At 73.1% G+C, this 22,898-nt stretch carries 18 protein-coding genes; 12 read left to right on the top strand and 6 right to left on the bottom strand.

Annotated elements, in window-relative coordinates; genetic code table 11:
- Window positions 1-169: 169 nt before the first annotated feature.
- From JOD51_RS16435 to nucS, 3 genes are all read right to left on the bottom strand, one after another.
- A complete protein-coding gene (locus tag JOD51_RS16435; RefSeq protein WP_204610476.1) occupies window positions 170-1,441 on the bottom strand; it encodes an MFS transporter in 1,272 nt (423 codons plus the stop codon).
- Window positions 1,438-2,112 (bottom strand): HAD hydrolase-like protein, encoded by a 675-nt coding sequence (locus tag JOD51_RS16430; RefSeq protein WP_204610474.1) that lies wholly within the window; start codon window positions 2,110-2,112, stop codon window positions 1,438-1,440. Before JOD51_RS16430 ends, JOD51_RS16435 begins: the two co-directional genes overlap by 4 nt.
- A 100-nt stretch (window positions 2,113-2,212) precedes the next feature.
- Window positions 2,213-2,908, bottom strand: a complete 696-nt coding sequence (nucS, locus tag JOD51_RS16425) for an endonuclease NucS (RefSeq protein WP_204610468.1) — start codon at window positions 2,906-2,908, stop codon at window positions 2,213-2,215.
- Between the two features lie 162 nt (window positions 2,909-3,070).
- Between nucS and JOD51_RS16420 the strand changes: the two genes are divergently transcribed.
- The 6 genes from JOD51_RS16420 (at window position 3,071) to JOD51_RS17635 (ending at window position 11,183) form a co-directional block, all read left to right on the top strand.
- Window positions 3,071-4,492: a purine-cytosine permease family protein gene (locus JOD51_RS16420; protein WP_204610466.1), complete on the top strand. Its 1,422-nt coding sequence runs from the start codon at window positions 3,071-3,073 to the stop codon at window positions 4,490-4,492.
- A 55-nt stretch (window positions 4,493-4,547) separates the two neighbouring features.
- Window positions 4,548-6,119, top strand: a complete 1,572-nt coding sequence (locus JOD51_RS16415; protein ID WP_204610464.1) for a hydantoinase/oxoprolinase N-terminal domain-containing protein — start codon at window positions 4,548-4,550, stop codon at window positions 6,117-6,119.
- On the top strand, window positions 6,116-7,306 hold the full coding sequence (locus JOD51_RS16410) for an S-methyl thiohydantoin desulfurase family protein (RefSeq protein WP_239539905.1): 1,191 nt from the start codon (window positions 6,116-6,118) through the stop codon (window positions 7,304-7,306). Before JOD51_RS16415 ends, JOD51_RS16410 begins: the two co-directional genes overlap by 4 nt.
- Complete coding sequence (locus JOD51_RS16405; protein WP_204610462.1) at window positions 7,303-8,427, top strand: S-methyl thiohydantoin desulfurase family protein; 1,125 nt, start codon at window positions 7,303-7,305, stop codon at window positions 8,425-8,427. Before JOD51_RS16410 ends, JOD51_RS16405 begins: the two co-directional genes overlap by 4 nt.
- Before the next feature lie 111 nt (window positions 8,428-8,538).
- Window positions 8,539-9,663, top strand: a complete 1,125-nt coding sequence (locus tag JOD51_RS16400) for a DUF917 domain-containing protein (RefSeq protein WP_204610460.1) — start codon at window positions 8,539-8,541, stop codon at window positions 9,661-9,663.
- The gene (locus tag JOD51_RS17635; protein ID WP_204610458.1) at window positions 9,660-11,183 is read left to right on the top strand and encodes a helix-turn-helix domain-containing protein; all 1,524 of its coding nucleotides are present in this window, start codon (window positions 9,660-9,662) and stop codon (window positions 11,181-11,183) included. The genes JOD51_RS16400 and JOD51_RS17635 overlap by 4 nt, the downstream gene beginning before the upstream one ends.
- Window position 11,184: 1 nt before the next feature.
- Here JOD51_RS17635 and JOD51_RS16390 read toward each other — a convergent pair whose 3' ends face one another.
- On the bottom strand, window positions 11,185-12,480 hold the full coding sequence (locus JOD51_RS16390; RefSeq protein ID WP_239539904.1) for an MFS transporter: 1,296 nt from the start codon (window positions 12,478-12,480) through the stop codon (window positions 11,185-11,187).
- 121 nt (window positions 12,481-12,601) lie between these two features.
- Between JOD51_RS16390 and JOD51_RS16385 the strand changes: the two genes are divergently transcribed.
- The gene (locus JOD51_RS16385) at window positions 12,602-13,732 is read left to right on the top strand and encodes a LacI family DNA-binding transcriptional regulator (protein ID WP_204610456.1); all 1,131 of its coding nucleotides are present in this window, start codon (window positions 12,602-12,604) and stop codon (window positions 13,730-13,732) included.
- Window positions 13,733-14,348: 616 nt separating this feature from the next.
- Window positions 14,349-14,819, top strand: a complete 471-nt coding sequence (locus JOD51_RS16380) for a DUF2087 domain-containing protein (RefSeq protein ID WP_204610454.1) — start codon at window positions 14,349-14,351, stop codon at window positions 14,817-14,819.
- A gap of 3 nt (window positions 14,820-14,822) precedes the next feature.
- Here JOD51_RS16380 and JOD51_RS16375 read toward each other — a convergent pair whose 3' ends face one another.
- Window positions 14,823-16,148, bottom strand: coding sequence for an MATE family efflux transporter (locus tag JOD51_RS16375; protein ID WP_372378328.1), 1,326 nt, complete (start codon window positions 16,146-16,148; stop codon window positions 14,823-14,825).
- Window positions 16,149-16,219: 71 nt separating this feature from the next.
- On the opposite strand from JOD51_RS16375, the gene JOD51_RS16370 reads away from it, so the two are divergent.
- Window positions 16,220-16,885 carry a GAP family protein gene (locus tag JOD51_RS16370; protein WP_204610452.1) on the top strand — a complete coding sequence of 222 codons (666 nt, stop codon included), beginning with the start codon at window positions 16,220-16,222 and terminating at the stop codon, window positions 16,883-16,885.
- A gap of 74 nt (window positions 16,886-16,959) precedes the next feature.
- Here the strand turns inward: JOD51_RS16370 and JOD51_RS16365 are convergent, their stop codons facing one another.
- Window positions 16,960-18,312, bottom strand: coding sequence for a uracil-xanthine permease family protein (locus JOD51_RS16365; protein WP_204610450.1), 1,353 nt, complete (start codon window positions 18,310-18,312; stop codon window positions 16,960-16,962).
- A gap of 117 nt (window positions 18,313-18,429) precedes the next feature.
- Between JOD51_RS16365 and JOD51_RS16360 the strand changes: the two genes are divergently transcribed.
- The 3 genes from JOD51_RS16360 to JOD51_RS16350 are packed head-to-tail and all read left to right on the top strand — an operon-like array spanning window position 18,430 to window position 22,891.
- Complete coding sequence (locus JOD51_RS16360) at window positions 18,430-19,896, top strand: hypothetical protein (RefSeq protein ID WP_204610448.1); 1,467 nt, start codon at window positions 18,430-18,432, stop codon at window positions 19,894-19,896.
- Window positions 19,897-19,943: 47 nt separating this feature from the next.
- Window positions 19,944-21,908 carry a M13 family metallopeptidase gene (locus JOD51_RS16355; RefSeq protein ID WP_204610446.1) on the top strand — a complete coding sequence of 655 codons (1,965 nt, stop codon included), beginning with the start codon at window positions 19,944-19,946 and terminating at the stop codon, window positions 21,906-21,908.
- Window positions 21,908-22,891: a serine hydrolase gene (locus JOD51_RS16350; RefSeq protein WP_204610444.1), complete on the top strand. Its 984-nt coding sequence runs from the start codon at window positions 21,908-21,910 to the stop codon at window positions 22,889-22,891. The genes JOD51_RS16355 and JOD51_RS16350 overlap by 1 nt, the downstream gene beginning before the upstream one ends.
- Window positions 22,892-22,898: the final 7 nt, after the last annotated feature.

Here is a 22,898-nt window from a genome sequence, read left to right as displayed (position 1 = left end):
GCCGATGGATCAGCCGCAGTGGGGCCGCCAGAGCGCTGCTGATCGTCGGCGGACGCTGAGACGACACCCAGCGGACACCGAGCGGCGCGCCGGATCTCCCAGCCAGGTCAGGCAGATCTCCTGGTCGGCCTGGTCGGCCTGGTCAGCCTGGTCAGCCTGGTCAGCCTGGTCAGCCGACCTTGCGCGCCGACACCGACCCGACGACGCCGAGCAGCAGCACCGCGACCAGGACGGTGAGCAGCGGCGCCGTCCACCCGCTGGTGGCCCCGTGCAACGCGCCCGCGACGAGGGGCCCGGCGGACCCGAGCAGGTACCCGCCACCCTGCACGAACGCGGACATCCGACGGGCGTCGTCGTCGTTCGACACCAGCCGGACGATGACGATGAAGATGATCGTGATGCCGCCACCCTGGGCTGCGCCGCCGAGCACGGACCACAGCAGCCAGAGCTGCGGGGCGGCCAGGAGCCCGAGTGGCATCGCCAGCCAGAAGAACGCGACCAGGACGATGATGGCCCGCGGCCGGAACCGGCTGGCGAGCACGGGGACCCCGAGCGCCCCGACGACCGCGAGGATCTGGAACACCGACGAGCTCGCACCCGAGGACGCCGTGTCGAAGCCGATCTCGTCGTGCAGCAGCGTCGGGATCCACGCGGTGAGCGCGTAGTACGAGAACGCCTGCCCGCCGAACGCGAGCATGAGTCCCCAGGTCACCCAGCGCTTGGCGGGGTGCGGCAGGGTCTCGACGACGGCGGCGTCCCCGCGCGGTGCGACGGTCCGCACCGACCCGGTGTCGAGCACCTGGTCGATCGGCCCGGTGACGGGCAGCGGCTCCGAGTCGTGGTCGGTGCCGCGCCAGGCCGGGCCGGCTCCGACCGTGTAGGTCCACGCGGCCGCGGCGATGAGCGCCAGGACGCCCCACACCGCGATCGCGACGGGCCAGCCCCACGCGGCCGCGATCGGCGCGGTGCCGAGCGAAGTGATCATCGACCCGACGTTGAGCGCCGACGTGTAGACACCGGTGACCAGGCCGACCCGCTCCGGCGAGGTGTCGCGGCGGATCACGACCGGGACCACCACGTTGCCGATCGTGATGCCGATGCCGATCACCGCGGTGCCGATGAGCAGGGCGGCCTCGTGCGGGATCGACCGGACGACGGTCCCCACCAGCACGATGACGAGCGACAGCGACACCGCACGCTCCGCGGTGAAGCGGGCGATCACCCAGCTGGCGAACGGCGTCGCGAGGGCGAAGCAGAGCACCGGGATCGTGGTGAGGAGCCCGGCGACCGTCGCGGTCATGCCGAGGTCGGCGCGGACGTCCCCGATCACCGGCGCCGGGGCGACGATCGGCCCACGGAAGTTCAGCGCGACCAGGACGATCGCGGCCGGCAGCAGCCAGGCGGCGCCGCGCAGGCCGGACCGGACCATGCCGGTGGTCATGCGGACGGCAGCAGGATCGGCAGCAGGTCGAGCGGGGTCGCCGCCTGCGCGATGGTGCCCTGCGCCTCGGCGGGGGAGCCGTAGCCCCACTCCGCGAAGATCGTCGGGACGCCGTGGGCCGCGGCACCCTCGACGTCGTGCAGCCGGTCGCCGACGAGCACCGGGTGGGACACGTCGAACCCCCGGGCGCGCAGGCGACGCAGGGCCTCCTCGACGACGTCGGCCTTGGCGGAGCGGACCTCGTCGTCGCTCGCACCGGTGATGATGTCGATGTCCCCGGTCAGGCCGTAGTGCTCGAGGATGTACGTTGCCGGGGTCTCGGGCTTGCTCGTCGCGGTCGAGATCGGCACGCCGGCCTCGTGCAGGGTGTGCAGGACGACGTCGATCCCCGGGTACATCAGGCTGTCGAGGGCCCCGTGCGACAGGTAGTGCTCGCGGTACACGGCCAGGGTGCGCTCGGTGAGCTCGTCGTCCATGCCCATCGCGATGCGGAAGGTGTCGAGGATCGGCGGCCCGACGAACGACATCAGCGTGGCCTGGTCCGGTACCGGGACGCCGACCTGCTGGAACGTGTGCGTCAGGCTCTCGAGGATGCCCGGAGCCGAGTCGCTGATGGTGCCGTCGAGGTCGAACAGGACGGTGGTGAAGGGACGCTCCGGGCTGTTGGTCATGACCTGTCCAGCCTAGCCGCGACGTGCCTGGCGGTCGGTCCGGGGCCAGGTGGACGGGACGGGGCCGGAGGCGCGGGGCGGGGCCGGGACGGGCCTCCCGTCAGAACAGGCGGGCGTGCCCGCCCTCGATGCCGCGCATCTCGTCGTAGTCGAGGACCAGGCAGCGGATCCCGCGGTCCTCGGCGAGGGTGCGCGCCTGCGGGGCGAACGACTGCGCCGCCAGCACGCCCTGCACCGGACGCAGGTGCGGGTCCCGGTTCATCAGCTCGAGGTAGCGGGTGAGCTGCTCGACGGCGTCGATGTTGGCGTTGCGCTTCATCTCGACCGCGACGCTCGCACCGGCGTCGTCACGCGCCAGGATGTCGACCGGCCCGATGGCGGTCATGTACTCGCGGCGGACCAGCGTGTGCCCGTCGCCCAGGAGTTCGATCTGCTCGGCGAGGAGCTGCTGCAGGTGCGCCTCGACCCCGTCCTTCACCAGGCCCGGGTCGACGCCCAGGTCGTGCGACTCGTCGGCGAACACCTCGTGGATGCTGACGATCAGGCGGTCCTGCGTCTTCTTCTGGGTCACCGTCCACACCTGGGTGATGCCGGCGGCGGCCTGGTCCTCGTCCGGCTCGGCCATCGCGATCGAGCACGGCGGGCTCATCCAGTTCAGCGGCTTGTAGCTGCCGCCGTCGGAGTGGACGAGCAGCGAGCCGTCCGCCTTCAGCATGAGCAGGCGGTTCGCGAGGGGGAGGTGGGCCGACAGGCGACCGGCGTAGTCGACGGAGCAGCGGGCGATGACGAGACGCACCCCGGAAGCCTAACCGGGCGGAGGGCTCGACGCGGCCTGTGCAGCACGCACGGATTCACACGCCTGTAACGACGTTCTGCACATGTTCCACGATCCGAAGCCGTCCTACCGTGGCTCCCACCCCGATCGGCCCACGCCGACACCCCGCACCGAGGAGCCACGATGGCCAGCGAGACCGCAGTGTCAGCACCACGAACCCCCCGTTCCGAGTCGGTCGCCGTCGACGACTACTCGCTCAGCCGAGTCCCGATGTCCGCGCGCTACGGCTGGTTCCAGGTCGCCGTGCAGCGCTTCGGGCAGATCTCGGCGCTGTCCCAGTTCCTGCTCGGTGCGACGCTCGGCTTCGGCATGCGCTTCTGGGACGCCTTCTGGGCGATCACCCTCGGTGCCGTGATCCTGGAGATCGTCTCGGTGCTCGTCGGGGTCATCGGCGTCAAGGAGGGCCTGAACACCTCGGTCATCGCCCGCTGGACCGGGTTCGGCAAGGCCGGTTCGGCGCTGGTCGGGCTGGCGATCGGACTGAGCCTGATCGGCTGGTTCGGCATCCAGTCGGGCGTCTCGGCGGCCGGCCTCGTCTCGATCCTGCCGATCCTGCCCGCCTGGGCGTGGTCGCTCGTGTTCGGGCTGCTCGTCACCGCGATCGTCCTGCGCGGGTTCCACTCGATGCAGTGGCTGGCGAACGTGACCGTGCCGCTGTTCCTGGTGCTCGTCGGCTGGGCGGTCGTCGTCGAGCTGAGCCGGCACTCGATCGCCGAGCTCGCCGCGCGTGCTCCGGCCGGTCCGCAGCTGAGCTTCGTGGCGGGGACCACCCTGGTGGCCGGCGGGTTCATCGTCGGTGCGGTGATCACGCCCGACATGACGCGCTTCAACCGGTCGGTCGGTGACGTCGTGAAGCAGACGCTGCTCGGCGTGACGCTCGGCGAGTACGTCATCGGCCTGGCCGGGGTCCTGCTCGCACACGCCGTCGGCTCCGCGGACATCACCCGCGTGATCACGTCGAGCGTCGGCTGGGTCGGCATCCTCGTGATCCTGCTCGGCACGTTCAAGATCAACGACTGGAACATCTACAGCTCGAGCCTCGGCGTCACGAACTTCATCGACGCGGTGTTCGGCAAGCAGGTGAACCGCGGGCTCGTGACGCTCGTGATGGGCGTCGTCGGGTCGTTGCTCGCCGCGGTCGGGTTCCTCGGGGCCCTCACACCGTTCCTGTCCGTGCTCGGGGTCGTCTTCCCGCCCATCGCCGGGATCATGGTGGCGGAGTACTTCGTCGTGAAGCGCTGGCGCCGCGAGCTGAGCGACGCCGAGTCCATCCCGGCGACCTCGCCCACCTGGGTGCCGGCGACCCTGGTCATCTGGGCGATCGCCTCGCTCTGCGGGTACTTCGTCGCCGTCGGGATCCCGTCGATCAACTCCGTGGTCATCGCCTTCGTGCTCTACGTGGTCGCCGGCAAGGTCGGGCTGATCCGCGGCGTCGGTGTCAGTCGGACCGAGGCGGCACCGGCGGCCGTGGCCCACACGGCAGCGACCGAGCAGGGCACCCCCGCAACCGCCCCGGCCGCCGCAGCCGCCGAGCCGTCCGCCTGACCCCCGCCCCACCGAAGCACCGCACGAACCACCCGCACCACCGAAGGGAACCCCCATGCGCATCGGCATCGACGTCGGCGGCACCAACACGGACGCCGTCCTGATGGACGGCAGCACCGTCCGTGCGGCGGTCAAGCGGTCCACCACCCCCGACGTCACCTCGGGCATCGTCGCCGCGCTCGACGGCCTGCGCGAGCAGCACGCCTTCGGCCCCACGGACATCGACGGCGTGATGATCGGCACCACCCACTTCATCAACGCCCTGGTCGAGGCACGCGGCCTCGCCCCCACCGCCGCCGTCCGCCTGGGTCTGCCGGCGACGGCGTCGCTGCCACCGTTCACAGACTGGCCCGCGCACCTGGTGTCGGCCGTGCACGCGCAACCGTTCCTGGCCCACGGCGGGCACGAGTTCGACGGCCGCGTCATCTCGGAGCTCGACCCCGAGGAACTCAAGCGGCACGCCGGTGCCATCGCGGCCGCGGGCATCCGTTCCGTCGCCATCTCGTCGGTGTTCTCCCCGATCAACGACGAGTTCGAGCAGCGCGCGCAGGAGATCATGGCCGCCGAGCTCGGGCCGGACGTGGCGTTCTCGCTGTCGTCCGAGATCGGTCGCATCGGGCTGCTCGAGCGCGAGAACGCGACGATCATCAACGCGGCACTCCGCGAGCTCGCCGACCGCATCGTCGACGGCCTGTCCGGGTCCGTCACGGGCAGCGGCATCGACGCACCGCTCTTCCTGAGCCAGAACGACGGCACCCTGATGGACGTCGAGTACGCCCGTCGCTACCCGGTCGCGACGTTCGCCTCGGGCCCGACGAACTCGATGCGTGGCGCAGCGGTGCTGTCCGGCTTCGACACCTGCGCCGTCGTCGACGTCGGCGGCACGACGAGCGACGTCGGCGTCCTGACCGCGGGCTTCCCCCGTGAGGCCACGGGCGAGGTCGCCGTCGCCGGCATCCGCACGAACTTCCGGATGCCCGACGTCCTGTCCGTCGGCATCGGCGGCGGCTCCCGCATCCGCGAGGACGGCAGCGTCGTCGGGCCGGACTCCGTCGGGTACCGCCTGACCGAGGAGGGCCTGGTCTTCGGTGGCACCACCCTGACCGCCACCGACGTGGCCGTCCGCGGTGGTCGTGGTGCGATCGGGGACCCGTCGCTCGTCGCAGGGGTACCGGCCGAGGTCGCCGCCCGCGCGCTCGACGTCATCGCGGAGCGCGTCGCCGACATCGTCGAGCGGATGCGCACCTCGTCCGACCCGCTGCCCGTCGTGGCGGTCGGCGGCGGCTCGGTGCTGCTGCCGGACACCCTGCCCGGACTCGGCACCGTGCACCGCCCGGAGCACTACTCGGTCGCCAACGCCATCGGTGCGGCGATCGCGCAGGTCAGCGGTGAGGTCGACAAGGTCTACGCGATCAGCGACGGCCGCCGGTCCGCCGTGGTCGACGAGGCCCGGCAAGAGGCGGTCGACCGAGCGATCGCGGCCGGCGCCGACCCCGGCTCGGTGGACATCGTCGACTTCGACGAGGTCCCGATCCCGTACCTGCCGGGCAACGCGACGCGGATCCGCGCCAAGGCCGTCGGCGACCTGGCACTCGGCGACCTGGCACTCGGGGCGCTGGTCCGATGAGCGCCACGCAGGCCGCGCCCCGCGCCGCCGCCGCCCAAGCAGGGCCCCGCGCCGCCGCGCACGCCGCCGCCGCGCCCCTCCTCGCCGCCATCGGCGCCGACTGCTCCGCCCTCGCCCGCGGCGCCGCGATCCTCGGCACCGGCGGCGGCGGTGACCCCTACATCGGACGCCTGCTCGCCGAGGCCGCCGTCCGCGCCCACGGCCCGGTCGAGATCGTCCAGGTCGAGGACCTGCCCGACGACGCCGTGGTGCTCTCGGTCGCGATGATCGGCGCCCCCACCGTGATGGTCGAGAAGCTGCCGTCGGCCGGCCAGTTCGCCGAGGCCATCCGCAGCCTGTCGGCGTTCCTCGGCGTCACCCCCACCCACCTGGCCTGCATCGAGGTCGGCGGCGTGAACTCGACGACACCGATCGTCGCCGCGGCCGAGCTCGGCCTGCCCCTGGTCGACGGCGACGGCATGGGCCGCGCCTTCCCCGAGGTGCAGATGGTGCTGCCGACCCTGTCCGGGGTCAGCGCGACACCGATGGCCCTGGCCGACGAAAAGGGCAACACCGCCGTCTTCGACACGGTCGACAACCGGTGGGCGGAACGGCTCGCCCGCACGGCGACGGTCGAGATGGGCTGCTCCGCGATCACGGCGCAGTACGCCATGTCCGGCGCGCAGGTGAAGGAGTCGTTCGTCCGCGGCAGCCTGTCGCTGAGCGTCCGGCTCGGCGAGACGCTGGTCCGCGCACGCAGCGAGAACACCGACCCCGTCACGGCGGTCACCGAGGTGCTCGGCGGCACGGTCGTGTTCGAGGGCAAGGTCGCCGACATCGAGCGCAAGACCGTCACCGGGTTCGCCCGTGGCACGGCCCGCATCGCCGGTTCCGGCGGCGACACCGGCCTGGAGGCGGTGCTCCGGTTCCAGAACGAGCACCTGCTGGTCGAGGTGGCCGGCCAGGTCCGCACCACGACTCCCGACCTCGTCATCACGTTGGACGCCGAGACCGGCGAGCCGATCACCACCGAGGCCCTGCGCTTCGGCGCCCGCATCCGGATCGTCACCGCACCGGCCGACGAGCGCTGGCACTCCCCGGACGGCCTGCGCCTGGCCGGCCCGCGGTACTTCGGCTACGACACCCCCGCGGTCCGCCACGACGGCACCACGAGTGCGGGCGAGACGAACACGGGAGCGCACCGATGAGCTGGATCCTCGACGTCGACGACCTGCCCGACCTGGCCCGCGGCGCCGCGCTGCTCGGCACCGGTGGCGGAGGCGACCCCACCATCGGGATGCTCCTGGTCCGAGCCGCGATCGAACAGCACGGCCCCGTCACGATCCTCGACCCGTCCGAGGTGCCCGACGACGCCCTCGTCATCCCCACCGCGCAGATGGGCGCACCGACCGTGGTGCTCGAACGCATCCCCGCCGGCCCGGAACCCCTCGGCGCCCTCCGTCGGCTCGAAGCCCACCTGGGCCGGACGGCGACCGCGACGATGCCCATCGAGTGCGGCGGCATCAACTCGATGATCCCGCTGCTCGTCGGCGCCACCGGCGGCCTGCCCGTCGTCGACGCGGACGGCATGGGCCGCGCGTTCCCCGAGCTGCAGATGGAGACGTTCTCGGTCTACGGCGTCCCGGGCAGTCCACTGGCGATCAGCGACGAGAACGGTCACGGCGTGATCATCGAGACCGGCACCGACAACGAGAAGATGGAGTGGCTCGCCCGCGGGGTCACCATCCGGCTCGGCGGTGTCGCCTACATCGCCGAGTACGCCATGTCCGGCCGTCAGGTGCGGGAGACCGCCGTCCCGCGCACGCTGTCCCTGGCGCTCGCCGTCGGTCGGGCCATCCGGGTCGCCCGCGAAGCCCACCGCGACCCGATCGACGCGCTCGCCGAGGCCCTCGGCACGACGATCTACACGCACCTGCGCGAGCTGTTCGACGGCAAGGTCGTCGACGTCGAGCGCCGCACGGTCGACGGGTTCGCCCGCGGTCGCGCCACCGTGCAGGGGACCGACGGCTCCGCGCTCGAACTCCGGTTCCAGAACGAGAACCTCGTCGCCCGGCGTGACGGGCAACTCGTCGCCGTCGTACCCGACCTGATCTGCGTCCTCGACGCCGAGACCGCCGAGCCGATCACCACCGAGCGCCTGCGCTTCGGCCAGCGCGTCCGGGTGATCGGCATCTCGACGCCCGACCTGATGCGGACCCCGGAGGCGCTCGCCGTGTTCGGGCCGTCGTGCTTCGGGCTCGACGAACCGTTCGTCCCGGTCGAGGACCTGCACGAGCACGTCCGCCCGGCCGCGCCGGCGGTCGGCTGACCGACGACCGGGCGCCGACCCCGGCGCCCGGCCCGTGCACCCGACCCCCGGCCCCGACCCCCGGCCCCGGGATCCGGCCCCGAGACGCGACCACGGCAGCAGAATGGACCCATGGACCAGGGTGAGCGGCGGGGCGGCGGTGTGGCGGGCCTCCAGGCCGACGATGCGGTCGTCTTCGGACGCGGCACCGCCCTGCTCGGCTGCGGCGGTGGCGGCCGCGTCGACCACATGGTCAGCGCGCTCCGCGTCGCGCTCGGTGACCGCAGCGTGCCGGTCGTCGACCTCGACGACCCCGCGCTCGGCTCGGTGGTGGCCGTCGGGCTGATCGGGTCGACCACCGTGCTCGAGGAGAAGATGCCGAGCGGTGAGGAGCTGCCGGCCGCCCTGGCCGCGGTCGAACGCTGGACGGGCACCCGGGCCGACGCCGTCGTCGCCGCGCAGATCGGCGGCGTGACCGGACCGGCCGCGGCCCTCACCGCACACGCCGCCGGACTGCCGCTCGTCGACGCGGACCTGGTCGGCCGCGCGGTCCCGCGCATCGACCAGCTGTCGATCTTCGTCGGCCCGACCACGACGGTCACGGCCGCGGCCACCACCACGAGCGGCCTGCGGATCGTCGTCGACGCCCGGCACCCGCACGACGTCGAGACGGTCTGGCGCGAGGCCGTCTCGCACAGCGGCGGCTGGGCGGCCTTCGCGATCGGCCCGGTCCCGGTCGCGCTGCTGCGCGAGCGGGCCGTCGTCGGCAGCGTGCGGCGCGCGCTCCGGATCGGACGCGCCGCGGGCGGCGCACGCGACGCCGCGGAACTCGCCGCACTGATCGGCGGCCGGGTCGTCGCCCAGGGCCGGGTCATCGACGTGCAGCGCGAGGGGGACGCGCTCGCGTTCGTCCGCAGCAGCCTGGCCATCCGCGACGCCGGCACCGGCGCGGTCACCCGGGTCGAGGCGGGCAGCGAGTACGTGCACTGCCTGGTCGACGGTCTGCCGGTCGCCAGCACCCCGAGCGTCATCACCGTCGTCGACGCGCGCTCGCTCGCGCCGGTGGCGACCGACCGCACGCGGGTCGGCAACGAACTCGCGGTGCTCGTGCTGCCGTCGGCGCCGTGGTGGTGGGCGGACCCCGACCGCACCGCGCGCACGGGACCGCGGGCGTTCGGCATCGACGCGGACGTCGTGCCCGAGGCCGTGCCCGAGGCCGAGGCCGCGGCGGAGGCCGCGGGCGAGGTCGTCGCGTGAACGCCGTCGGCGACCTGCTCCCGCTCCTGCCGTCCGGCACCCGCCTGCTCGTCGGCCCCGGCAGCACCGCGGTCCGGAGCGTCCGCGGTGTGGTGGGGACCCCCGACCAGGTCGGCCGGTCCCTGGCGCCGGGCGACGACGTCGTCGTGCTGCTCACCCCGGTCGACCGCGCGGACGCACGCTTCGACGTGCTGCTGCGCCGGGCGTCCGCGGCCGGCACCACCCTGCTCGTCGTCGACGGGGCACTGGAACTCGGCCCCGGCACCACGACGCTCGCCGACCGGCTCGGCGTCGCCGTGCTCGCCACCCCGGACCCGTGGGCGACCTCGGTCCGCCTGCACGAACTCATCGGCACCGGGATGGGTCCGGCAGCCCGGGCCGCTCTCGACGCCTCCCGCGTCGCGCTCGACGCCGGCCCCGAACTCGACGACCTGTTCGCCCGGCTCGACCGGTCGCTCGGCCACCCGGTGCGGTTCCTCGACGCCTCGGGCCTGGCACTCCGCGGAGCCGCGGTCGACGACGCGGCCCGCGCCGTGCTCGTCCGCCGTGCCGGCACGAGCGACGTGCTGACCGCCGAGGGCGTCGACGAGACGCTCGTGGCGATCCCGGTCGGCACCGGCATCGGACCGCGCGCCTGGCTGGCCGTCGGCCTGTCCGTCCCGATCGCCGCCGAACAGCAGGTGGTCGCGAGTGCCCTGCAGGTCGCCGCCGTCGCCGTCGGGCACCGGCTGCTGCTCACCCGGCTCGACGACGAGCGCGACGCCCGCTACCGGATGGCGATGCTCGACGAACTCCGCGCGGCCGACGGGGTGCCCGCCCCGCAGCTCGTGCAGCGGACCATCGCCGCCGGGTGGCGGCTGGACGCCTGGCACGTCGGCGCGCGCGTGGTGGCGCGGCAGGGCGTCGACCTGGTCGCGCTCCGCCAGCAGGTCGACGCCGCGGTGCGCGCCGAGGGACTCGACGCGGTCGTCGTCGAACAGGCGGACGGCTGGGTGCTGTGGCTGTCGGAACCCGACGAACCCGGCCGGGAGGCAGTGGCCGACATCGCGGGTCGGCTGCGGCGCGCGCAGAACACGCTCCGCACCACCGTGGAGACCAACGTGGGCGTCGGCAGTCTGCAGGCGGGCCCTGCCGGCCTGGTCCGGACGCTCGGCGAGGCCGGGGACGCCGCCCGCCTGGCCGCCAGCCGTCCGGAGTCCGGGCACTTCGTGCACGTCGACCGGCTCGGGCTCGCGCAGCTGCTGCTCGCGTGGACGCAGACGGACACGTTCCTGCCGGCGTCCCGGCAGTTGCTCGCCCCGCTCGAGCGCGGCGGCGGTGCGCTCCTGACGACGCTCGCCGCCTACCTCGACGCGGAGTCGTCGATCGCCGAGACCGCAGCGGTGCTCGGGGTCCACCGGAACACGGTGTCCGACCGCATCGCGCGGGTGGAGCGGCTGCTCGGGGTGGACCTGTCCGACCCCGAGACCCGGCTCGCCCTGCACCTGGCGACGCGGGCGCGTGCCGGGGACGGCGGCTGAGTCAGTTCCTGTTGCTGGCCTGCTCGGTCTCGCGCGTCGTGGTCCCGCTCGTCTCGTCGGTTCCACGGGCGGGCCGGGCGGCGGCGCCGGTCTCGCGAGCCGCACCCGAGGCCAGGCCGGCCGCGATGATGAACACGAAGACGATCAGCAGCGCACCGAGCAGGCCGACCTCCTCGCCGAGGAACCCGATCAGCGGTGGCCCGGCCAGGAACGCCACGTAGCCGATCGTCGCGACGGCGCTGACCTTGGCGGCCGCGGTGCGGGGGTCGTCGGCCGCGGCGGACATGCCCATCGGGAAGCCGAGGCTGGCACCGAGGCCCCAGAGCACGACGCCGACGATCGCGAGCGGCACGTTGTCGATGACGATGAGCATGCCGAGGCCGACCACCGCGACGGCGGCGCTGATGCGCAGGATCGGCACGCGGCCGAACCTGTCGATCAGCGGGCTGCCGGCGACGCGGCCGACGGTCATCGCGGCGAGGAACACCGTCAGCACGGCAGCACCGCCGGCGTTGTCGAGCCCGTGTCCGTCGATCATCGCGAGGGGCAGCCAGTCGTTCGCGGACCCCTCGGCCAGCGCCATGCCGAGCACGATCACGCCGATGAGCAGCGTCGAGGGCTGTGCCCAGACCTGCCAGCGGGTGAGCGGGGTCGCGACCGGGCTGGTGTCGGTCGACACCGGCTGCTCGAAGCGGTGCTCGTCCTGGAACTTCGTGACGGTGACGAGCATGGCGGCGCTCGTGATGACGACGAGCACGATGAAGTGCCACGACACCGGGATCTCGAGCTTCTCGGCCAGCGCACCGAGGCCCGCGCCCGCGAGCGTGCCGAGGCTGAACGCGGCGTGGAACAGCGGCATGATCGTGCGCCCGCCGGCCTTCTCGGCGGCGGCGCCGGAGACGTTCATCGACACGTCGCACAGGCCGTTGCCGAAGCCGAACGCGATGAGCGCGATCCAGATGGCGGCGAAGCCCCACTCGAGCGTGACCGCGACCCCGGCGAAGACCATGCCGATCGCCAGGCACGCCGCAGCCACCTGCACGCCCCGACGCGCACCGAGCTTCGCGACGATGTGCCCGGCGAACGTGAGACCGCCGATCGAGCCGACCGCCATGCCGAGCACGAGCACACCCATCTCGAGCGTCGTCGCCCCGAGGGAGTCGCGGACGCTCGGGATCCGACCCAGCCACGTCGCGATGTCGAGCCCGGACAGGGTGAACACCACGAACACCGCGATGATCCAGGCCTTCGTGGTCGGGACGGTGCGGGTGGACGGCGTCGACATGGTGGTTCCCATCGTGCTGCTGCGCGCTCGGTGCTGCGCGTTCTGGTGCGGGTCGGTGCTGGTCGTCCGCCCTCGGCTGGACTTCCGGCTGTCGAATCGATTCGACCACTGGTTGCGGCTACGCTAACGGGCGATGGACGAACCGGCAACAGGACCCGGCGCGTCGCGGACGAAGCCCTCCCGCGACGGCGCTGCACGTCCGTCGCGCCCCACACTGGCCGCGGTCGCCCGTGCTGCCGGCGTCGCGCCGTCGACCGCGTCCCTGGCCTTCAGCGGCAGCGGCCCGGTGTCCGAGGACACCCGCCAGCGCATCCTCGCCGTCGCCGCCGAACTCGGCTACGACGGTCCGGACCCCCGCGCCCGCTCCCTGCGCCGCGGCCGATCCGGGGTCATCGGCGTCGTCCTCGACGACCGGCTGAGCGACGCCTTCCGCGACCCGGTGAACGTCCTGACCCTCGACGGCATCGCCGAGGTCGCCGGGGCCGCCGGGGTCTCGCTCCTGCTGGTCCGCAGCCCGCTCGACGACGAACGCGGCATGGCCCCGCTCGTCGACGCACCCATGGACGCCGTCATCCTCATCGGCTGCAACGTGCGGATCGACCCGGCGGTCGCGGTCCTCCGGCGGCGGGCGATCCCCGTCGTCGCGATCGAGGCCGACGTCATCGAGGGTGCCGTCCCCATCCACCTCGACAACCGCGACGCCTCACACCGGGCGGCCGCGTACCTCCGCGAGCTCGGCCACCGGGCCGTCACCGTCGTCGCTCTGCCGCTCGACAGCTCGCGGGAGCGTGGACCCGTCGACGCGGCCCGTGAGCGCTCGTCCACCGCCTTCACCACGATGGAGCGCCTCCGCGGCGTCCGCGAGGTCTACCCCTCCGCACCGGCCGTCGTCACCACCGGCAGCTCCGTCGAGGAGGGTCGGATCGCCGGCGCCGCGCTCTTCGCCCCCGGTGTCGCGGCCCCAACCGCCGTCGTCGCGCAGAGCGACCTGCTCGCTGTCGGGGTGATCTCCGCCGCACTCGAGGCCGGACTCCGCGTCCCCGAGGACGTCAGCGTCGTCGGGTTCGACGGCATCCACGTCGACGACAGCCTGCTGCACCGCTCGCCGATCCGGCAGCTGACGACCCTGGTGCAGCCGTTCGTGCCGAAGGGCGAGGCGGCCGCGCGGGCGGCGCTCGCGATGCTCGAGGGGGAGGCGCCGGAGCCGGCGTCGTTCCGCTCCGAGCTGCGCATCGGCGACACGACGGCGCCGCCGCGGGGGTAGCCGCGGCTGCGCCGGCCCGCTCGCGCGGCTCCGCTCGCGCGGCTCCGCTCGCGCGGTTCCGCTCGCGTCGGCCCGCTCGCGCCGGCCCGCTCGCGCGGCCCCGTCGGGCTGCGCCCAACGGAAGCCGGCTCGAACCGTGGGATCCCGCGGTTCGGACGGGACCGGGTCGTGCGCGTCCGCCCCGAACCACGGCCCCGGGGAGCGGACGGCCGGGAGGCGCGGCGCCTGCCGTCGGTAGGCGCGGCTGCGTCGGCCCGCTCGCGCGGCTCCGCTCGCGCGGCTCCGCTCGCGCGGCTCCGCTCGCGCGGCTCCGCTCGCGCGGCTCCGCTCGCGCGGTTCCGCTCGTGCGGTTCCGCTCGCGCGGCTTCCGTCCGGCTGCGCCCAACGGAAGCTGGCTCGAACCGGGGGATCCGGCGGTTCGGACGGGACCGGGTCGTGCGCGTCCGCCCCGAACCGCGGACCCGCGGGAGCGGACGGCCGGGAGGCGCGGCACCGGGCGGCGACGCGCCTCCCGGTCGCTCCGTGGTCGGTTCCCGGCCGGGTCGGTATCGTTCCCCGCGGCCAGACGGCCCAGGAGCCAGCCGGCCCAGGAGCCAGACGACGGAGGGGACCGGACATGGACGTGCAGGCGGCGCTCGGGCGGGCGCGACAGGTGATCGCGGTCGTCATGACCCCGAAGCTCCTGGCGGGGCTGGGGAACGATCGTGCCCACGAGCCCGGGGACGAACGGATCCGGCAGGCAGTGGCCCGCTTCGACTGGGTCGACCCGGACGGAGCCGTGGACGCGGCACTGGTCGGACAGGCGAAGGACGCCGTCGAGCTGCTCCGCTCCGACCGGGCGGTCCTGCACGTCGGCCGGATCACCGACCTGCCGCTCGACGCCGGCGCACGGCAGGAGGTGTCGACCGCCGTCGTCCGACTCGTCTTCGACCGACTCGGCCCGTCACGCCGGGTGCCGGAGAGCACGCTCAACGCGGCGCTGGCGATGCTCGTCGCGGACGTGGCGCTGGTCCGGCGGGACGCGGTCGACGCGGGCGTCCTGACGCGGACGGCCGACGGTTCGGCGTACGCGCTCCGGGCGGAGTGACGGTCAGCGGGCGAGCGCCGCGGCGACCCACCCCGGTCGGTGCGCGCGGACCCCGAGCGTGACCGCGCGGATGCCGATGTAGCCGAACGAGAAGACCGCCCAGAGCGAGGCCAGGCCGTCCCCGAACCACCACAGCAGCGGCAGGTACACCACCAGGTTCACGACACCGGCGAGGGCCAGGTACCGGGCATCTCCGGCACCGATGAGCACGCCGTCGAGCACGAACACGTACCCGGCGACCGGCAGTCCGGCGGCGATGAGGACCAGCACGAGCGGCAGCGCCGACCGGACCGCTCCCGAGTCGGAGAACACCGACCCGAGGACGCCGCTCGCGGCGAGTGTCAGCGCCCCGAGCAGGACGCCACCGGCGATGCCGAGGACCACGAGCCTCCCGGTCACCAGCCGCACCCGCTCCGCGTCCCGCGCGCCGAGGGCGTGGCCGACCAGCGCCTGGCCGGCGATCGCCAGCGCGTCCAGCGCGAACGCCAGCGTGCTGAACACGGTCAGTCCGATCTGGGTCGTCGCGAGCCCGATCGTGCCGAGCCCGGTCGCGGACGCGATCGTGGCGAGCATCGCGATCCGCAGTGACGCGGTGCGGAGGAACAGCCACGCCCCGGAGCGCAGCGCCCGGACGACGCCCGAGGCTCCCGGCCGCAGCGGCGCACCGGAAGCCCGCGCGGCCCGGATCGCGATCACGACGTACACGGCGGCCATCGCCCACTGCACGACGACGGTCCCCGCGGCGGACCCCGCGACACCCCAGCCCAGACCGTAGATGAGCAGTGCGTTGAGCAGTCCGTTCGCGATGAAGCCGACGGTGGCGACGACGAGCGGGGTCCGGGTGTCCTGCAGCCCGCGGAGCAGCCCCGTCGACGCGGTCACGACCAGGATGCCGGGCAGCCCGATCAGTGAGACGAGGAGGTACGAGGTCGCGGCCGCGGACACCTCCGGAGCGGCGCCGAAGAGGCCGATGAGGGGGCCGGCGAGGGGCCAGCCGACCAGCGCCAGGACGACACCGAGGCCGAGGGCGAGCCACATCCCGTCGATGCCGGCGCGCACCGCGCCCCGACGGTCGCCGGACCCGAGGGCCCGTGCGACGGCCGGCGTGGTCGCGTAGGCGAGGAAGACCAGGAGGCCCGTGACCGTCTGCAGGACCGCGCTCGCCACCCCGACGGCGGCCAGTGACGTCGCCCCGAGGTGTCCGACGAGCGCGGTGTCGGTGAGCAGGAACAGCGGCTCGACGACGAGGGCTCCGAGTGCCGGCAGGGCGAGGTGGACGATGTCACGGTCGACCGACCGACGTGCGCGACGGGCATCGGTCGCCGTCACGACGTCGGTCGCGGTCTCGTCCTCGGAGTCAGGGGGCACCAGGACATCCTGCCAATGGCTACGGTCGAGGTGTGGACGTCGTCGCACTGGTCCCCGCCGTGGTGGGCATCGCACTGAGTCCGCTCGTGATCGCCTCGGTCGTGTTCCTGCTCGGCCACCGGGGTGGGTACTCCTCCGCTGCCGCATGTGCCGCGGGGTGGGTGCTCAGCGTCGCTGCCGCGCTCGTCGTCGCCGTCCTGCTCGGCGAACGGCTGCCGACGCCTGCGGCGGGGAAGACCGACGTCCGAGCCGTGATCGAGGTCGTCGCCGGCGTGCTGCTCCTCGGTCTGGCGGTGTGGCAGTGGACCGTGCGTCGGCTGCCCGACGGCCGTCCGCGCAGCGCCGGGTGGTCGGACCTGATGGCGGCGATCGGACCGGCGCGGGCCTTCGTCGTCGGCGTGGCCTGGTTCGTGACGAACCCGAAGGCGCTGGTGCTGTCGTTGACGGCCGGCCTCGTGGTCGGGGACGCGGACCCCTCGGTGGCGGCGATGGTCGTCACGGGGACCGCCTACGTGGTGCTCGCGGGGTCGACCGCCGTGCTGCCGATCGCGGTCGCGGCGGCGCTCGGACGCCGAGCCGAACCGGTCCTCGCGGTCACCAGGCGGTTCATCGCGCAGCGCGGTTCCGTCGCCCTGGTCGTCGTCCTCACGGTGCTCGGCGTGGTGCAGCTCGTCACCGGGGTCGTCGGGCTCCTCTGAGCGGTCGTGCCTGGCCCGTCGCAACTGCGCCGTCGCGTGTGGCCCGTCGCGTCTGGCCCGTCGCGTCTGGCCGGTCAGTCGCGCTTCGCCGTGTCCACCCGCGGCTCGACGGGGACGCCGCCGGTGGCTGCCCGCTCCGCGTCGGTCGCCGCCGGGGTCGCCGGGTCGGTGCCGCGCGCCCGACCGATGAGGTCCATCAGGTGGTAGACGACGATCGCCGCGATGGTGCCGATGATGATGCCGCCGAACGTCGCACCGCCCAGGTGGAACGTGAAGTCGGCGATGCCCATGATGAGTGCGATGCCCGCCGTCAGCTGGTTCTTCGGCTTGGCGAAGTCGACCCGGTTCTCCACCCAGATCCGGATGCCGATCACGCCGATCAGTCCGTAGAGCGCCGTGGTCGCACCGCCGAGGACCCCGGCCGGGACGGTCGAGATGACCGCACCGATCTTCGGGGAGAGCCCGAGCAGCACCGCGGCGATCGCAGCGACCCAGTAGGCGGCCGTGGAGAACACCCGCGTCGCCGCCATCACGCCGATGTTCTCGCCGTAGGTCGTGGTCGCCGAACCACCGCCGACACCCGCCAACACGGTCGAGATGCCGTCGGCGAAGAGCGCACGGCCGGTCAGCGGGGTGAGGTCGCGGCCGGTGAGCTGCCCGACGCCCTTGACGTGGCCGACGTTCTCGGCGACGAGGGCCAGGACCACCGGCAGGAACCCGAGGTACACCGCCATCTGCGACGGGTCGAACGCCGGTGCGGTGAAGGTCGGCAGACCCACCCAGTCCGCCTTCGTGACGGCGCTGAGCTCCACCTGTCCGCCGATCAGTGCCGCGACGTAGCCGACGACCACGCCGACGACGATCGACAGCCGACCGAGCAGCCCCCTGAACAGGACGGTGCACAGGACGATGGCGGCCAGGGTGATCACCGCGACGACCGGGGCGGCGACGAAGTTGTCACGCGCGGCCGGGGCCAGGTTGAAGCCGATCAGGGCGACGATCGCGCCCGAGACCACCGGCGGCATGAGCCGGTCGATCCACCCGGCACCGGCGAGGTGCACGATGAGCCCGACGACGGCGAGCAGCGCCCCGACGACGATGATGCCGGACAGGGCGAGCGGGATGCCGCCGATCTTCGTCGCGGCCCCGATCGGCGCGAGGAAGGCGAACGACGACCCCAGGTAGCTCGGCAGCCGGTTGCCGGTGAGCAGCAGGAACAGGATCGTGCCGATGCCGCTGAACAGCAGCGTCGTCGACGGCGGGAAGCCGGTGATGAGCGGCACCAGGAACGTCGCGCCGAACATCGCGACGACGTGCTGCACCCCGAGCCCGATCGTCCGGGGCCAGGTGAGGCGCTCGTCCGGCGCCACGATCGTCGCAGCGGAGACGGTGCGGCCGTCCCCGTGCAGCTTCCACGGAAGTCCCATGCGATGACCGTAGCGGGCGGGCGACCCCGCGTGACGGGTCACGTCGAACTCCTGTGGAGAACGCCTCCTCGCGACTGGCGTGAGAGATATGGTGTGTGGAACGTCACGAGGAGCACCATGCGAACGAACCACCCTGTCCTGGCCCCGACCGCGGTCGCCGCGGTCCTCGCCCTCGGCATGCTCACCGCACTGCCCGCGCTCACCGCTGAGCCGGCGGCCGCAGCGGGGCAGCGCGCTTCGCGGGCGCCCGGCGTCGAGCAGCACGAGGGGGCCGGCGGCATCACCACCGACTTCACGGCGTCCGTGCACTCGATCGCCCACGGCCCGGGCATCGTCACCCTCCGGGGGACCGTGGACCGGGGCACCAGCGTCGAGGTGGCGGGTGACGTCGTCGAACCGGTGTGGACGGAGGGCGACGCCGACGGGCACTGGGAGGCGCAGGTCCGCGTCCGCCGGGGTGAGCACGTCATCCGGGTCACCTCGGCGGTCTCGGGGCAGGTCCTCGAGATCCCGGTGGACCTGCTCATCCTGTTGCCGCCCGACATGCTGGCGACCATCGACGGCATCGACCGGTCGATCGCGCTCGAGGGGTTCGCCTACCCGGACGCGCACCTCGTCGTCCGGGAGTCCGACACCGTCCTGGCAGAGACCGACGTGGCGGGGGACGGCTCCTGGCAGGTCGTCCTCCGTGACCTGGCTTTCGGCGCGCACCACATCGAGGTGGCGCAGTACTTCGACGGCACCCAGAACGGCGGCGTCGACGACGTCTACCAGGTGTCCGGCGCCGCGGTCGTCGAGAGCACGTCGGCCTCGCGCGAGACCGGGCGCATCACGCTGGCCGGCCGTGCCCCGGTCGGTACCACCCTCACCTTCGCCGACGCCGCCGGCCCGGTGACCGACGAGGACGGCGCACCCCTCGTCGTCGAGCTCGGCCGGGACACCGCGTGGCAGGCCTCGTTGCCGATCCCGGACGATGTCCGCTTCGACCGGATCACCGTCGTCACCGCGGACGGCGACGACGAACTCGGACGCACCGAGACCCGGGTGACCATCCCGATCGCCCTCACCGGCGGCGTCGAGGAACTGCCGGACGGTCGGGTGCGCCTGCACGGCACCGGCGAGCCCGGCGGGACGGTGACGCTCGAGGACCAGGCCGGAACAGCGATCACCGACGACACCGGAGCGCCGATCCGGACCGACATCGCGCGGGCGTGGGAGCTCGTCGTGCCCCGAGCCGAGCTCCCCGCGGGCAGTGTCATCGCGCGCCAGCGGGTCGGGGGAGTCGAACAGGGTGCCCTCCGCCTGGTCCTGCCCGCACTGCCCGAACGCCCCGGGTCCGGGGCAGGCAGCGGGCCGGGCGTCGGCGGGGGCACCGGGGGCGGTGTGGTGACCGGCACGAGTGTCGGCCGGCCCGCCGCTGGCAGGTTGCACGCCGAAGTCCGCAGCGCTGCCGCCGGTCGACTCGCGTACACGGGTGCCGAACTCGTCCGCCCGACGATCACCGCCGGAGCGCTCCTCCTCCTCGGCACGCTCGCGCTGCCGTTCGCCGGGGTGCTCCGGCGACGCACAGCCCGACGCAGATGAGCGCCGGGCGGGTGGCGGACCGGGCCTCGGTGGCTATCGTGGTGAGCATGACCGACGTCGCAGGCACCACCGGAATCCGTACCGACGAACTCGACGAGTCGGTGCGGCCGCAGGACGACCTCTACCGGCACGTCAACGGCAGGTGGATCGACGCCACCCCGATCCCGGACGACAAGGCCCGCTACGGCTCGTTCACCGTCCTGGCCGAGGAAGCCGAAGCCGCCGTGCGCACGATCATCGAGCGCGCACAGTCCGCCGATCCGGGCACCGAACAGCGCAAGGTCGGCGACCTCTTCACCTCGTTCACCGACGAGACCGCGCTCGAGGCACTCGGGTCCGCCCCGATCGAACCGCTCCTCGCCGACATCGCCGCGATCGAGGACAAGGACGACGTCCTGCGCATGGTCGGCCGCTTCGAGCGACTGGGTCTGCCGAGCTTCATCCAGCTCTTCGTCGACAACGACCCGGGCGACCCCGACGCCTACATCGTGTTCCTCGAGCAGTCCGGCCTGGGCCTGCCCGACGAGTCGTACTACCGCGAAGAGCGCTTCGCCGACATCCGCGAGAAGTACCGTGAGTTCGTCGGCTCGATGTTCCCCCTGGCCGGGTACGACGAGAGCGGCGACCGCACCGAGAACGTCATCGCCCTCGAGACCGCCATCGCGTCGGCGCACTGGGACAACGTCGCCACCCGCGACAGCCAGAAGACCTACAACAAGCTGCCGTGGGACGAGGCCTCGGCGCTCGCCGAGGGTGTCGACCTGCGCCTCTGGTGGCAGGCCATCGACGCACCCGCCGGAGCGTTCGACACCGTCGTGGTCCGTCAGCCCTCGTTCCTCACCGGTCTGGCGCAGCTGTTCCGCGAGCAGCCCCTGCCGGTCTGGAAGGACTGGCTGTGCTGGCAGGTCATCCGTGCCTCGGCGCCGTACCTGACCAGTGCGTTCTCGGCGACGAGCTTCTCGTTCTACGGCACCGCACTCACCGGCGCACCGAAGCAGCGCGACCGGTGGAAGCGCGGTGTCTCCCTGGTCGAGGGCGCGATGGGTGAAGCGGTCGGTCGCATCTACGTCGAGGAGCACTTCGACGAGACCTCGAAGGCCACGATGGACGACCTCGTCGCGAACCTGGTCGAGGCGTACCGCCAGAGCATCACCGGCCTGGAGTGGATGACCGACGAGACCCGGGCGCGCGCGCTCGACAAGCTCGAGAAGTTCACCCCGAAGATCGGCTACCCGGTGAAGTGGCGGGACTACAGCGCCCTGCCGATCACCGCCGACGACCTGCTCGGCAACGTCCGGGCGATCGCGTCGTTCCAGGTCGACCGCGAGCTCGGCAAGATCGGCGAGCCGATCGACCGCGACGAGTGGTTCATGACCCCGCAGACGATCAACGCGTACTACAACCCCGGCTTCAACGAGATCGTGTTCCCGGCCGCGATCCTGCAGTTCCCGTTCTTCGAGGCCAGCCGCGACGCCGCCGCCAACTACGGCGCGATCGGAGCCGTCATCGGGCACGAGATCGGGCACGGCTTCGACGACCAGGGTTCGCAGTACGACGGCGACGGTCGCCTGCAGAACTGGTGGACCGAGGCCGACCGGCAGGCGTTCGAGGAGCGCACGAAGGCCCTCATCGCCCAGTACGACGCCCTGGTGCCGACCGAGGTGCCCGACGGCCACGTCAACGGCGCGCTGACGATCGGCGAGAACATCGGCGACCTCGGTGGCCTGTCGATCGCGTGGAAGGCCTACCTGATCTCCCTCGACGGAGCCGAGCCGCCGGTGATCGACGGCCTCACCGGTGCCGAGCGCTTCTTCCTCAGCTGGGCGCAGGCCTGGCGGATGGCGATCCGTCCGGAAGAGGCCGCACGTCTGCTGAGCATCGACCCGCACTCGCCGAACGAGTTCCGCTGCAACCAGATCGTCCGCAACATCGACGTCTACTACGACACCTTCGACGTCTCGGACCGTGACGCGATGTACCTGGCCCCGGCCGAGCGCGTCGCCATCTGGTGATGACGGAGCCGGACGCGCCGCACTCGTCGCGCCGGCGCCGCCCCGGACGCCCCGCTGACGACGGCTCAGCGGGGCACGGCCCCGTCGGCGGTGGTCGTGCCGGTGGTGGCGGTCGGAGCCGCGGCAAGCACCGCGGTGGGGCGGACGAGCGCTTCACCGCCACGACGGAGGCACTCGGCACCATCGCGCAGGACGGTGCCGGGGTCAGCGCCTCGATCATCGACACCTCGACGGGCCGTGCCCTGCTGGCGATCGACGACCGGCTCGTGCAACCCGTGTCCGGGCTCGGGCGGGTGCTGCTCCTGATCGAGGTGGCGGCCCAGCTCGAGGACGGCCGGCTGCACGGCGACCGGCTCCAGCGCATGGCCCGGGACACCGCGACCGGTGCCGGGTTGTGGCAGTTCCTGCAGGAACCGACGATGCAGGTGCCGGACCTCGCGACCCTCGTGGGTGCGACCGCGGACGCCTGGGCGACGAACGCGCTGCTCACCACGGTGGGGATCGACGCCGTGCGGGCGCGTGCCGAGTCCCTCGGTGTCGAGCGGTCTGCGCTGATCGACCGGGTGCGGGACCGCCGCGGCCCGGACGACGCCCCGGACGTCTCGGTCGCGGCGTCGGGGGAGCTCAGCTGGCTCTTCCGTGGGTTGGCCCTCGGCGAGGTCGTGGACCAGACGGTGTCGAACCGGGTGCTCGGGTGGCTGTCGTTGGCGGCTGACCTGTCGCTCGTCGCCGGGTCGTTCGGTCTCGATCCGCTGGCGCACCGGGCACTCGACCACGGCCTCCAGTCCGTCGCGGTCACGGGCTCCGGGCCGGGCATCCGGGCCGAGGCGGGCGTGCTCCGGGGGCCGGCGTCGTCGGTCTGCTACGCCGTCACCGTCCGGTTCGAGGACGACTCACTGCAGCGGCGGTTGGCGGTCGTCGACGCACTCCGCACGATGGGCACCGAGGTGCTCGAGGTCGTGCACGCCCCCGCTGAGCGCTGAACCCCCG

The sequence above is a fragment of the Curtobacterium herbarum genome (genome assembly GCF_016907335.1).
In the GTDB taxonomy this organism is placed as follows: Bacteria; Actinomycetota; Actinomycetes; order Actinomycetales; family Microbacteriaceae; genus Curtobacterium; species Curtobacterium herbarum.
The sequence above is the reverse complement of the archived record's forward strand: the minus strand, read 5'-3'. Positions and strand labels throughout refer to the sequence as shown.